The organism is Streptomyces coeruleofuscus (assembly GCF_039532725.1).
GTDB lineage: Bacteria > Actinomycetota > Actinomycetes > Streptomycetales > Streptomycetaceae > Streptomyces > Streptomyces coeruleofuscus.
This window is the reverse complement of the sequence record NZ_BAAASE010000001.1, coordinates 768,871-781,667: the sequence shown is the minus strand read 5'-3', so window position 1 is coordinate 781,667 and position 12,797 is coordinate 768,871. Positions and strand designations below refer to the sequence as shown.

Sequence of the window (12,797 nt, the reverse complement as noted above, 5' to 3'; positions counted from 1 at the left end):
CGTCCATGCCACGTATCTCTCGTCTGCCTTCCTCCTTGCTCAGAGCCGCCGCGTGCACGGGCATCGCGGCCCTCACCCTGACCGCCTGTGGATCCGGATCCGGATCGGGCACGGCGAACGCCGGATCGGGCAGTGTCAAGGTCGGTCTGATCACCAAGACCGACACCAACCCGTTCTTCGTGAAAATGAAGGAGGGCGCGGAGAAGGCCGCCAAGGAGAACGGTGTCGAACTGTCCACCGCGGCCGGCAAGTTCGACGGGGACAACGCCGGTCAGGTCACCGCCATCGAGAACATGGTCGCCGCCGGAGTGAAGGGCATCCTGATCACGCCGAGCGACTCCAAGGCGATCGTGCCGGCGATCGAGAAGGCCAAGGCCAAGGGGGTCCTGGTCATCGCCCTGGACACCCCGACCGACCCGGAAAGCGCGGTAGACGCCCTCTTCGCCACCGACAACCTCAAGGCGGGGGAGCTGATCGGCCAGTACGCCAAGGCCGCGATGAAGGGCAAGACCGCGAAGATAGCCGCCCTCGACCTCGCGCCGGGTGTGTCCGTCGGCGTTCAGCGGCACAACGGTTTCCTCAAGGGCTTCGGCGCCACCGACAAGGACGTCGCCTGCGCTCAGGACACCGGCGGCGACCAGTCCAAGGGCCAGACGGCAATGGAGAACTGTCTCCAGAAGGAACCCGGCATCAACGTCGTCTACACCATCAACGAACCGGCCGCGCTGGGCGCGTACACCGCGCTGAAAGCCAAGGGCCGGGAGAAGGACGTGCTGATCGTCTCCGTCGACGGCGGCTGCACGGGCACCCAGGCCGTCAAGGACGGCAAGATCGCCGCGACCTCGCAGCAGTACCCGCTCAAGATGGCCGCCGAGGGCGTCAAGGCAGTCGCGACGTACGCCAAGGACGGCAAGAAGGCGTCGGGTTACACCGACACCGGCGTCACCCTGATCACCGACAAGGCGCAGGACGGGGTCACGTCCAAGGACACCGCCTACGGCCTGGACAACTGCTGGGGCTGAGCCACCGACACCCAGCGGGCGCCGTAGCCGCCGCTGTTCAAGACCCCTCAGCGGGGCGGCCGGCCCCTCCTCCCCGACCGGGGACGGCCGCCCCCTCGTCCTCCTGCCGTCCGACAAGGACCGACAAGGACTTCTGTCTTCCGACAAGGACCTCGCATGACCGCCACGTCCACGCCTCCGTCCACGCCACCCTCCACGTCCACGCCGTACGCCGAGCTCAAAGCGCCGACCACGGTCCGCAGACTGCTCACGCAACCGACCACCGGCCCGCTGGCCGCCCTCCTCCTGGCCTGTGTCTTCTTCTCCGTCTCGACCGACCAGTTCCTCACCGGCGGGAACTTCTCGCTGATCGTGCAGCAGGTCATGGTCGTCGGCACACTGGCCATCGGCCAGACGCTGATCATCCTCACTGCGGGCATCGACCTGTCCTGCGGAGCCGTGATGGCGTTCGGCAGCATCGTGATCGCCAAGATGGCGGCCGAGGGCTCCCTGCCGCCGCTCGCCGCGATCGCGCTGGGCCTGGTCGTCTGCGGAGGCTTCGGCCTGCTCAACGGCGCGCTGGTGCAGAGGATCCCGCTGCCGCCGTTCATCGTCACCCTCGGCATGCTCAACGTGGCGTTCGCGCTGACCCACATCTACTCCGAGGAGCAGACGGTCACCAACCTGCCGGGCCCGCTGACGGCTCTCGGGCAGACGTTCCCGCTCGGGAACACCGACATCACATACGGCTCGTTGGTCACCATCGGCCTGTTCCTGCTCCTCGCCTACGCGCTGAGCAGCACCGGCTGGGGCCGGCACGTCTACGCCCTGGGCAACAGCCCGGAGGCGGCCCGGCTGAACGGCATCCGCACCTCCCGCCTGACCATCGGCGTCTACACCGCGGCCGGCATCCTCTACGGCATCGCCGCCCTGCTGCTCATCTCCCGCACCGGCGTGGGCGATCCCCAGGCCGGCCAGACCGACAACCTCGACAGCATCACCGCCGTGGTCCTCGGCGGAACCAGCCTCTTCGGCGGACGCGGCTCGGTCCTGGGCACGTTCATCGGCGTCCTCATCGTCGGCGTCTTCCGCAACGGCCTTCAGCTGATGGGCGTCGCCTCCATCTACCAGACCCTCATCACCGGAGTCCTGGTGATCCTCGCGGTGACCGTGGACCAGATCTCCCGGAAGAAGGCCCGATGACCACCACCACTGAGACCCCCGTTCTGCAGGCCCGGGGTCTGGTCAAGCGCTACGGTCACGTCACCGCGATCGACGGCGCCGACTTCGACCTGCTGCCCGGCGAGGTCCTCGCCGTCATCGGCGACAACGGCGCCGGCAAGACCAGCCTCATCAAGGCCCTCACCGGCGCGGTGGTCCCCGACGCGGGCGAGATACGCCTGAACGGCGAACCCATCACCTTCTCCGGTCCGCAGAGCGCACGCGCCCACGGCATCGAGACGGTCTATCAGGACCTGGCCGTGGCCGCCTCCATGGACATCGCCTCCAACATGTTCCTCGGCCGCGAACTGCGCCGTCCAGGCATCCTCGGCAGCGCCTTCCGCATGCTCGACAAGAAGCGCATGCGTCAGGAGGCCGCCGAACACATGGCCGACCTGAAGATCGGCCTGCGCTCGCTGACCCAGTCGGTCGAGACGCTCTCCGGCGGGCAGCGGCAGGCCGTCGCGGTCGCCCGCGCCGTCGCCTGGGCCCGCAGTGTCGTCGTCATGGACGAACCCACCGCCGCCCTCGGCGTCAAGGAGTCCGGACAGGTCCTCGACCTCATCCGCCGCGTCCGCGACAAGGGCATGCCGGTCGTCCTGATCAGCCACAACATGCCCCACGTCTTCGAGATCGCCGACCGGATCCACGTCCACCGGCTGGGCAGGCGCGCCGCCGTGATCAAGCCCTCCGACTACTCCATGGCGGAGGTCGTCGCCATCATGACCGGCGCGCTCACCGTCGATGAGGCCGGAGATACTGTCGTAGCGGATTCCGCGGCAGCGAAAGCCGCCGGAGTCCAGGCCACCTGACAGCCCAACCCCGCTCTCGCATGTTCCGGCCGAGGCCGCGGCCGGAGCCCGGGAGCACTCAGGAGACGGTTTCCTCCATGGCAGCGAGCCGCCGCCCCACCCTTGCCGATGTCGCACGAGAAGTCGGCGTCAGCGCCAAGACCGTTTCGCGCGTCCTCAACGAGGACGGTCCCGTCTCGGCGCAGACGCGGGAACAGGTACTCGCCGCGGTGGCCAAGCTGGGCTTCCAGCCGAACCTCATGGCACGCAACATGCGCGTCGGCGGCCCGGACACCACCATCGGACTGGTCATCCCCGACCTCGGCAACCCCTTCTTCGGGGCCGTGGCCCGCGCCATCGAGGACACGGTCCGCGAACGCGGGCTGACCCTGCTCATGGGCTCGTCCGCGGACGACCCCGACCGCGAGCGCGCCCTGACGGACAAGTTCCTCGCCCGTCGCGTCAGCATCCTCATCGTCGTGCCGTCCGTCGGCGCCGACCACTCCCACCTCACATCCCACCGCACGGCGGGGCTGCCCATCGTCTTCCTCGACCGCCCAGGAGTGGGCCTGCCCACGGACAGCATCGTCAGTTCCAACCGTGCCGGGGCCCAAGAAGGCGTCGCCCACCTCATCGCCCACGGCCACCGCCGCATCGGATTCGTCGGCGACCTGCCCGTCAAGCTGTACACCCGCCGCGAACGCCTCGCCGGATACCGCGCGGCCCTGCGGGCAGCCGGCCTTCCTCACGACCGCTCGCTCGTCGCCAACGCCCACGACCAGCCAGGGGCCGAGGCCGCGACCGCCCAACTCCTCGAACTGGCCGATCCTCCCACCGCCCTGTTCGCCGGGAACAACATCATGGCGCTCGGCATCGTCGCCGAACTCGCCCGCAGCAAGCGCAAGGACGTGGCAGTCGTCGCCTTCGACGACGTCTCACTCGCCGAGGCACTCGAACCGGCCCTGACCGTCGTCGCGCAGGACCCCGAAGAGCTCGGCCGCAATGCCGCGGCCACCGCCCTGGCCCGCCTCGACGGCGACTCTTCCCGGGCTCGCACCATCACCGTTCCCACTCGGCTGATCGTCCGGGGCTCGGGCGAGCAACCTGCGCCCAAGCCGTAGGGCCGTGGGCGTCAGCCCAGTTGCCGGGCGAACGCCTCGTACGCCCGCTCGTCGAAGAGGACGAACCTGACCTCCTCGACGTCCGTCCGCGCCGCGCGCACCGTGTCCACCGCGATGCGCGCGGCGTCCTCCAACGGATAGCGGTAGACGCCGGTGGAGATCGCCGGGAAGGCGACGGTCCGGGCGCCGAGTTCGTCGGCGACTCGGAGGGACTCGCGGTAGCAGGAGGCGAGGAGGGAGGAGCGGTCCTCGGTCGCGCTGAAGACCGGGCCGACCGTGTGGATGACCCAGCGGGCGTCCAGGTCGCCCGCGGTGGTGGCGACCGCCTGGCCGGTGGCGAGGCCCTTGCCGTAGTGGGAGGCGCGCAGCTTGCGGCACTCCTCCAGGATGGCGGGGCCGCCGCGCCGGTGGATCGCTCCGTCGACCCCTCCCCCGCCCAGCAGCGAGGAGTTGGCCGCGTTGACGATGGCGTCGACGCTCTCGCGTGTGATGTCGCCCTGGACCAGTTCGATGGCGGTCATGTCTGCCTCAGTCGCTTCCAGACGGCCTTCGCCGCGTTGTGCCCCGACATGCCGTGTACGCCGGGGCCCGGCGGGGTCGCCGACGAGCAGATGAAGACGGCCGGGTGGGGCGTGTGGTACGGGAACAGGGTCGGTTTCGGGCGCAGCAGGATCTGGAGGCCGGAGACGGCACCGGAGGCGATGTCTCCGCCGACGTAGTTGGCGTTGCGGGCGGCGAGTTGGGGCGGGCCCGCGGTGGCGCGGGCCAGGACGCGGTCGCGGAATCCCGGGGCGAACCGCTCCAGTTGGCGCTCGATGGCGTCGGTGAGGTCGCCGGTCCAGCCGTGCGGGACGTGGCCGTAGGCCCAGAAGACGTGCTTGCCCGCCGGTGCCCGGGTGGGGTCGACGACGCTCGGCTGGACCGTGATCAGGAACGGTTTGTCGGGGGCCCGGCCCTCCCTGGACGCCGCGCGCAGGGCCGTGGCGATCTCCGCGCGGTTGGCGCCGATCTGCACCGTGCCGGCGACCCGGGCCTCCTTCGCGGTCCACGGCACCGGGCCGTCCAGCGCGTAGTCGATCTTGAAGGCGCCCGGTCCGTAGCGGTAGTCCGCGTAGTGGCTGCCGAAGCCGGCGATGCGGGCCAGGGCGGTGGGTGACGTGTCGAAGACGTACGCGCGGGCCGGCGGCAGGTCGTCGAGGCGCTTGACCTCGTAGTCGGTGTGGACGCTGCCGCCGAGGTCGCGCAGGTAGGCGGCGAGCGCGTCGGAGATGGCCTGGGAGCCGCCGCGGGCGACGGGCCAGCCGCGGGCGTGTGCCGCCAGGGCGAAGACCAGGCCGATGGCGCTGGTGGCGAAACCGCCGAGCGGTGCCATGACATGCGCGACGAGCCCGGCGAACAGCGTCCGGGCCGGTTCGTCGCGGAAGCGGCGCATCAGCAGGGTCGACGGGGGCAGGCCGACCAGGCCGAAGCGGGCGAGGGTGACCGGGTCGCGGGGCAGCGCGGTGAGCGGCAGGGACATGAAGTCGCGGACCAGCGCGTCCCACCTGGGCAGGAAGGGCTCGACGAGCCTGCGGTACGCCCCGGCGTCGCGCGGCCCGAAGGAGGCGGCCGTCTCGCCCACCGACCGGGCCAGTACGGCCGCCGAGCCGTCCGGGAAGGGGTGCGCCATGGGGAGCTCGGCGTGCAGCCATTCCAGGCCGTAGCGCTCCAGCGGCAGGGCGCGGAACGCGGGTGAGTTGATGGCGAGCGGGTGCGCCGCTGAGCACGGGTCGTGCCGGAAGCCCGGCAGGGTGAGTCCCTCGGTGCGGGCGCCGCCGCCCACCGTGCCCTGGGCCTCGAACACGGCGACGGAGAAGCCGCGGCGGGCCAGCTCCACGGCCGCGGTCAGTCCGTTCGGCCCCGCACCCACTACGACGGCATCGAGCATCGACGGCACCTTCGGACCCCTTCGTCAGCCGACGGCCACTGAGGATCAGGATAGGCCCGGGGACTGACGGTCACCGGCCGCGGGTGGATTCGCGCGGGAAGGACGACCGGAGCGCCGCTCGGGCAACCGGACGCGCACGGTCCGTGACGGTCAGGCCCCGCCCGCCAGCAGCGCCACCACCCGGCGGGCCGTGGCCGCGTCGCGGGCCGCGGTGAAGGGCAGGGCGTTGCCGCCCGTGATGCGGAAGGGCTCGCCCGCGAGGGTCAGGTGGGCGCCGCCCGCCTCCTCGACCAGGAGCAGACCTGCCGCGTGATCCCATGCGGCCTCCCACGAGAAGGCGGTGGCGTCGGACTCGCCCTGTGCGATGGCGAGGTACTCCAGCCCGGCCGAGCCGCACGAGCGCGGAGCCACACCGTCGGTGCGCAGGCCGAGCAGGGCGTGCTTCTGCTCGTCCGTCGTGTAGTCCGGGTGGGAGGTGGCCACGCGCAGGTCCCGGCCGGGCTCGGGCACGCCGGCGAACAGCCGCTCCCCGTCGAGGTGGGCGCCCTTGCCCCGCTGGGCGGTGGCGAGCCGGTCGGTGGCGGCGGCGTAGGTCCAGGACGCGAGCAGGGTGCCGCCGTGGGCCAGCGCGACCAGGGTGCAGAAGCCCGGCTCGCCGCGCACGAACTGCCGTGTCCCGTCGACCGGGTCGACGATCCAGACCGGGGCCTCGCCGCGCAGCGCTTCATAGGACGCCGGATTCGCGTGGACCGCCTCCTCGCCGACCACGACCGAGCCGGGCAGCAGGGCGACCAGTGCCTCGGTCAGGTACAGCTCGGCCTTGCGGTCGGCGTCCGTGACCAGGTCGTGCGGGCCGGCCTTCTGGTCCACCTCGTGTGCGGCGAGCCGGCGCCAGCGGGGCATGATTTCGGTGGCGGCCGCCCTGCGGATCTCCTCCTCGACGTCGGAGGCGTGCCGTGCGAGAAACTCTTCGATGGTTTCGGTGCTGTCGATCACCTCTCCATCACAACACGCGGCACTGACAATCCCCACCCGCCCCGTGCACTCCGGGTGGCATGGCGATGAACAGCGACGGGTCGGCGCGGAATCCACAGCCAGAGGGGCACGGCAGCCAGAGGGACACGGCGGGATCACCGCCCGACCGCGTACCCCTGCATGCCGCGCGGGTTCGCCGCCGCCGACAGGACGCCCGTCCCCGGGTCCCGCGCGACCGCGCACAGCCGGCCCTCCGACCAGGGGCCGCCGACGGTCACCTCGTGGCCGCGCCGCCGCAGCTCCTCCACGACGGCCGGGTCCGTGCGGGACTCCACGGTGACGCTCCCCGGGCGCATGCCGCGCGGGTAGAAGGAGCCGGGGAAGCTGTCGTTGTGCCAGTTCGGGGCGTCGATCGCGCCCTGGAGGTCCAGCCCGCCGCGCACCCGCGCGCGCAGCGCGACCGCCAGGAGGAAGTGCAGCTGCCACTGGTCCTGCTGGTCGCCGCCCGGTGTGCCGAACGCCATGACGGGCACGCCCTCGCGCAGGGCGATCGAGGGCGTCAGCGTGGTGCGGGGGCGGCGGCCGGGGGTGAGGGAGTTCGGCAGGCCCTCCTCCAGCCAGGCCATCTGGAGCCGGGTGCCGAGCGGGAAGCCGAGTTCGGGCACGACGGGGTTGGACTGGAGCCAGCCGCCGCTGGGCGTGGCCGAGACCATGTTGCCCCAGCGGTCGACGACGTCGAGGTGGCAGGTGTCGCCGCGGGTGGTCCCGTCGGCGGTCACCTCCGGTTCGCCCGGCACGGGGGACGTGGGGCTCTTGGCGACCGTCGGCTCACCGACGCCCAGGGCGTCGAAGCCCTCCTGGGCGGCGGCCGCCACACGCGCGTGCGCGCACAGTCGCGGGGTGCGTCCGCCCGGGCTGCCGGGCCGCAGGTCGTGGCTCGCCTCCTCGCCGACGAGGGCGCGGCGGGCCGTGTTGTACTCGGCGGACAGCAGGTCGTCGAGCGGCACGTCGGCGGCGTCCCCGTACCAGGCCTCCCGGTCGGCCATGGCGAGTTTGCAGCCCTCGACCAGCAGGTGGACGTAGTCGGCCGAACCGTACCGGGGCAGCTCGGGCGGGAGGAGGGCGAGCTGCTGGAGGAGGACCGGGCCCTGGCTCCAGGGGCCCGGCTTGCACACGGTCCAGCCGTTCCAGTCGTAGGACACCGGTGTCTCGTAGGTCGCGGACCAGCCGGCGAGGTCGGCGGCCGCGAGGGTGCCGGTGTGGCGTTCGCCGCTGGTGTCCATGGTGGGCTGCCCGGCCTGCCGTACCAGGGCCTCGGCTATGAAGCCGGAGCGCCACACTTCCCGCGCGGCCTCGATCCGCGCCTCCCGGCTCCCGGCCCCGGCGGTCTCGGCGAGCAGGCGCTTCCAGGTGGCGGCGAGCGCGGGGTTGCGCAGCAGTTCGCCGGGGCGCGGGGCCTTTCCGCCGGGCAGGTAGACCTCCGCCGAGGAGGTCCATTCCGTCTCGAACAGATCGCGCACGGTCTCGACCGTCTCGCCGACGCGCTCCACGGGCGCGTGCCCGTGCTCGGCGTATCCGATGGCGTACTGAAGGACGTCGGCGAGGGACTTGGTGCCGTGGTCGCGCAGCAGCACCATCCAGGCGTCGAACGCACCCGGCACGGCGGCGGCGAGCGGCCCGGTGCCGGGGACGAGGTCGAGGCCGAGGCCCCGGTAGTGGGCGACCGACGCCCCGGCCGGTGCGACGCCCTGCCCGCACAGCACCCGTACCTCGCCGCCGGACGGGGCGAGCAGGATCGGCACCTCGCCGGCCGGGCCGTTGAGGTGCGGCTCGACGACATGCAGCACGAACGCGCCCGCCACGGCCGCGTCGTAGGCGTTGCCGCCGCCCTCCAGGACGGCCATCGCCGACTGCGAGGCTAGCCAGTGGGTGGAGGACACCATGCCGAAGGTGCCCTGGAGGGTGGGGCGGGTCGTGAACATAGGGCCTCTCGTCTCGTTCACCTGTTTGCCGGTGATCTCCCTTCTCTACCCGGGCTGACGGAGCGGATAGCGGGATGCTGGTGACACCATGCGGATGTTCTGTGTCCTGGCCGTCCTGGTGGCCGCGAACCTGCTCAACAATTGGCTCGCGCCCGGCGCCTACGTGCCCACCTGCGTGGCCGCGGCTGCCGCGCTGCTGCTGATCGCCCGGTGGGACGGTCTCACCCGCGCCGATCTCGGGCTCGACAAGGTTGCCCTCTACCGGGGGCTGCGGTGGTCGTCGGTCCTGGTGGGCGCGGTTCTCGCCGTGTTCCTGGTCGGGCTCGCCCTGCCGGTCACCAGGGAGGCCTTCGAGGACGAACGCGCCGCCGGCCTGACCGTGGGGGAACTGCTGTGGCGGGTGCTGATCCGGGTGCCGGTCGGCACCGTGCTGCTGGAGGAGATCGCCTTTCGCGGCGTCCTGTGGGCCATGGTGCGGCGTCGGCGCGGTACCGCCTGGGCCACCGCGGTGTCGTCATCGCTGTTCGGGCTCTGGCATGTGCTTCCCTCGCGCGGGCTGAGCCGGGCCAACGAGGCCGTGGCGGTCCTCGGCACCGGACCGGCGGGCACCGCACTGTCGGTCGTGGCCGCCGTGGTCGCCACGACCGCCGCCGGGGTCGTCCTGTGCGAGCTGCGGCGCCGGTCCGGGAGTCTGCTGGCGCCCGCTGCGCTGCACTGGGCCCTCAACGGCTTCGGCTACGTGCTGGCCTGGGCCGTACCTCGATGGAGGGGCGCGGGGGACGTGCCGTGAACCTCGGACAGCCCCGCGTCAGCCGTGGGATGTCGTGCCGTTGAGGACCTGCTCGCGGAGGATGTCGGCGTGGCCGCAGTGCTGGGCCAGCTCGCGCAGCGTGTGGAGGTAGACCCAACGCAGCGGCAGCGGTCCCCGGCGGTTGCCCCGGAGGAGGTCGTCCAGCGTCAGCTCCGCCGTGGCGCGACGGGATGCCGCGCATGCCTGCTGGTAGGCGTGCTGGACCGAGGCGACCGTGTCGTCGTCGTGGAGGTCGAACGACTCGTCGGGCGAGTCGGGAATGCCGATCTCGGCACGGGACCGGCAGGTGATCCCCTCGTCGAACCAGACCTTCTCGACGAACGTGGCGTGCTTGACCAGGCCGAGCAACGTGGTCTTGGACGTGACCAGCGACCGGCGTGCCTGCTCCTCGGTCAGCCCGTTCAGACTGTCGTGCAGCGCGGAGCGGTGCTCATCGAGGAACGTCTCGAACTGGTCGCGGAGCGTTGCGTGGAAGACGGCGGGTTCCGTCGACTGCTGGAAGACCATGTCCGCAACGATAGGCCGCCCGGCCTCTGTGCGACCCGTGCGATGACAAACCGCCCAGTGACCGCTGAACCGACCGAAACCACAACCGTCGACAGTGAGTCACCGTCACCACGCAGCCACGGAGCGAGTTCACACTTTCGCACCACACAGAGTCATGTGAAACTGTCGTCCCGTCCGCCGTGCGGACCTGATCCGCACCGTCCGTCCCCCACCAGAAGGGCGCCGTGCGTTCCCTACCTCTGCCCCTGGCCCTGACCGCACGCCTGTCCCCGGTGGCCGTGCTCGCCGCGGCGGGCTGGGCACTGTCGTCCGGCCCGCTCGCCGCGCCGCAGGCCGCCGAGCACAAGCCGGCCGACGAGAAGACCGAGACCCAGTCCGCGTCCGCCCCGTCGACGTCGACGGTGTCGAAGACCTACTCGGCCGCGCCCGCGCCGTGCGACAGCGTCGCCAAGAAGACGGTCGAGTCGCTGGTGCCGGGTGCCAAGACGGCGGGGAAGGAGATCCCGTCCACGGACTCGGAGTTGCGCCGCACCTGCTCCTGGAACGCGCTCAAGGGGTACAACTACCGCTGGCTCGACGTGTCCTTCGAGGTGATGGGGTCGGACGAGGCGGCGGAGAAGGCCTACAAGGGGCGCATTGAGGAGAAGAGCGGCGGAGGCGCCGTCCCCGGTCTTGGCGACACCGCGTACTCCATCGTCAACCTCACCACCGAGGACAAGCAGGAGACCCGCGAGGGCCAGGTGTTCGTCCGCGCGTCCAACGCGCTGGTGGTCATCACGTACAACGGCAGCGACTTCGAGTCGAAGAAGGCCCCGAGCACGGACACGATCAACAAGGGCGCCATCAAGGCCGCGAAGGAAGCCGTGGCCGCGCTGGAGGGCGGCAAGGGCTGACCGTCCTCCAGCGTTCGAATGGGCGGTCAGACGATGGTCCGGTCCCTGCCCCGTGCCGCCATCAGCACCAGGTACAGCAGCATCGACGTGCCCAGGCCCACCGCCCAGCCGTAGTCGGCCAGGCCGGCCAGGGCCGGGATGGGACGGCCGTCGATCAGCGGCTTGAAGCTGGCGCCGCCGACGGCGAGGACACCTCCGGCCACGAAGGCGACGACGGCCCGCCAGTTCCAGCCGCCCTCGTACCAGTAGCGGCCGCCCGTGCGGTACAGGTCGGCCAGGTCGAGCCGGGCGCGGCGCAGGATCCAGTAGTCGGCGATGAGGATGCCCGCGACCGTGCCGAGCAGGCCGCCGACCAGGCCGAGCCAGGTGAAGATGTAGCCCTGCGGGTCGGAGTACAGCTTCCACGGGAAGATCAGTACGCCGAGGACACAGGTGGCGAGGGCTCCGGCGCGGAAGCTGATCTTCCGGGGCGCGATGTTGGAGAAGTCGAACGCGGGCGAGACCAGGTTGGCCGCGACGTTGACGGACAGCGTCGCCACCAGGACGGTGACGAGGGCGAACAGCAGGCCCACCGTGTTGTCGGTCTTGGCCGCGAGCTGTACCGGGTCCCAGATCGCCTCGCCGTAGACCGCCTGCGAGCCGGAGGTGACCATCACGGAGAGAAACGCGAACAGCGTCATCGTCGTCGGCAGACCGAGGGCCTGACCCCACGTCTGCGCCTTCTGGCTCTTGCCGTAGCGGGTGAAGTCGGGAATGTTCAGCGACAGCGTGGACCAGAAACCGATCATGCCCATGAGCGCCGGAGCGAACAGCTTCCAGAAGTCCGGGCCCCAGCCGAGCTTCGACGGCTGGTCGAGCAGCGGGCCGAAGCCGCCCGCCTTGTCGCTCATCCACCACAGCATCACGAACGCGCCGACGAGCACGAAGGGCGCCGCCCAGTTCTCGAAGCGGCGGATGGTCTCCATGCCGCGGTAGATGATGACCACCTGGAGCGCCCAGAAGATCGCGAACGACAGCCACATGGTCCAGGCGTAGCCGCCGACCTTCGCCGCGTCCGTCCAGCCGCTGCCGACGAGCTTGCCGGCCAGGAAGTAGATGGCCTCGCCGCCGATCCAGGTCTGGATGCCGAACCAGCCGCACGCCACCAGCGCCCGTACGACGGCGGGCAGGTTGGCCCCGCGGATGCCGAAGGAGGCACGGGCGAAGACCGGGAAGGGTATGCCGTACTTGGGTCCGGCGTGCCCGGTGAGCAGCATCGGTATCAGCACGATCACATTGGCCAGGGCGATGGTGAGCACCGCCTGCTTCCAGTCCATGCCGACGGCGATGAGTCCGGAGGCCAGGGTCCAGGAGGCCGTGTTGTGGGCCATGCCGACCCACAGCGCGGAGAAGTTGTAGGTGGTCCAGGTGCGCTTCTCGACGGGGACCGGCAGCAGGTCCTCGTTGGCGTAGGGACCGGTCGGTGCCGGGGCGCCCGGGGCGATCTCCACCCGGCCGTCGGCGGTGGTGACTTGGGTGGGCGGCGGTGGGGCCGTGGGAGCGGTATCGGTCATGGGCCAGGCCAATCA

The 12,797-nt window shown here is 71.2% G+C and carries 12 protein-coding genes; 6 read left to right on the top strand and 6 right to left on the bottom strand.

The features are described from left to right. The first annotated feature begins 5 nt into the window (after positions 1 to 5). The 4 genes from ABFX81_RS03370 (at position 6) to ABFX81_RS03355 (ending at position 4,134) form a co-directional block, all read left to right on the top strand. Positions 6 to 1,022 (top strand): substrate-binding domain-containing protein, encoded by a 1,017-nt coding sequence (locus ABFX81_RS03370; protein ID WP_086851362.1) that lies wholly within the window; start codon positions 6 to 8, stop codon positions 1,020 to 1,022. 156 nt (positions 1,023 to 1,178) lie between these two features. Further along, complete coding sequence (locus ABFX81_RS03365; RefSeq protein ID WP_086851360.1) at positions 1,179 to 2,204, top strand: ABC transporter permease subunit; 1,026 nt, start codon at positions 1,179 to 1,181, stop codon at positions 2,202 to 2,204. Next, positions 2,201 to 3,034 carry an ATP-binding cassette domain-containing protein gene (locus ABFX81_RS03360; RefSeq protein WP_086851358.1) on the top strand — a complete coding sequence of 278 codons (834 nt, stop codon included), beginning with the start codon at positions 2,201 to 2,203 and terminating at the stop codon, positions 3,032 to 3,034. The genes ABFX81_RS03365 and ABFX81_RS03360 overlap by 4 nt, the downstream gene beginning before the upstream one ends. Before the next feature lie 77 nt (positions 3,035 to 3,111). Further along, positions 3,112 to 4,134 (top strand): substrate-binding domain-containing protein, encoded by a 1,023-nt coding sequence (locus ABFX81_RS03355; RefSeq protein WP_086851356.1) that lies wholly within the window; start codon positions 3,112 to 3,114, stop codon positions 4,132 to 4,134. 11 nt (positions 4,135 to 4,145) lie between these two features. On the opposite strand, the gene ABFX81_RS03350 is transcribed toward ABFX81_RS03355, so the two are convergent. From ABFX81_RS03350 to ABFX81_RS03335, 4 genes are all read right to left on the bottom strand, one after another. Then, positions 4,146 to 4,655 (bottom strand): O-acetyl-ADP-ribose deacetylase, encoded by a 510-nt coding sequence (locus ABFX81_RS03350; RefSeq protein WP_086851353.1) that lies wholly within the window; start codon positions 4,653 to 4,655, stop codon positions 4,146 to 4,148. Beyond that, entirely contained in the window at positions 4,652 to 6,061 is a 1,410-nt protein-coding gene (locus ABFX81_RS03345; RefSeq protein WP_086851351.1) for an FAD-dependent oxidoreductase, read from the bottom strand. The genes ABFX81_RS03350 and ABFX81_RS03345 overlap by 4 nt, the downstream gene beginning before the upstream one ends. 150 nt (positions 6,062 to 6,211) lie before the next feature. Beyond that, positions 6,212 to 7,057 (bottom strand): inositol monophosphatase family protein, encoded by an 846-nt coding sequence (locus tag ABFX81_RS03340; protein WP_086851350.1) that lies wholly within the window; start codon positions 7,055 to 7,057, stop codon positions 6,212 to 6,214. Positions 7,058 to 7,191: 134 nt separating this feature from the next. After that, entirely contained in the window at positions 7,192 to 9,018 is a 1,827-nt protein-coding gene (locus ABFX81_RS03335) for a gamma-glutamyltransferase (protein WP_086851348.1), read from the bottom strand. Positions 9,019 to 9,106: 88 nt separating this feature from the next. Between ABFX81_RS03335 and ABFX81_RS03330 the strand changes: the two genes are divergently transcribed. Further along, positions 9,107 to 9,808, top strand: coding sequence for a CPBP family glutamic-type intramembrane protease (locus tag ABFX81_RS03330; protein ID WP_086851346.1), 702 nt, complete (start codon positions 9,107 to 9,109; stop codon positions 9,806 to 9,808). An 18-nt stretch (positions 9,809 to 9,826) separates the two neighbouring features. Here the strand turns inward: ABFX81_RS03330 and ABFX81_RS03325 are convergent, their stop codons facing one another. Continuing rightward, entirely contained in the window at positions 9,827 to 10,336 is a 510-nt protein-coding gene (locus ABFX81_RS03325; RefSeq protein ID WP_086851344.1) for a mycothiol transferase, read from the bottom strand. Positions 10,337 to 10,560: 224 nt separating this feature from the next. Between ABFX81_RS03325 and ABFX81_RS03320 the strand changes: the two genes are divergently transcribed. Beyond that, positions 10,561 to 11,229, top strand: coding sequence for a hypothetical protein (locus ABFX81_RS03320; protein WP_086851342.1), 669 nt, complete (start codon positions 10,561 to 10,563; stop codon positions 11,227 to 11,229). A 26-nt stretch (positions 11,230 to 11,255) separates the two neighbouring features. On the opposite strand, the gene ABFX81_RS03315 is transcribed toward ABFX81_RS03320, so the two are convergent. Beyond that, complete coding sequence (locus tag ABFX81_RS03315; protein ID WP_346137603.1) at positions 11,256 to 12,782, bottom strand: NCS1 family nucleobase:cation symporter-1; 1,527 nt, start codon at positions 12,780 to 12,782, stop codon at positions 11,256 to 11,258. Between the last annotated feature and the right edge of the window lie 15 nt (positions 12,783 to 12,797).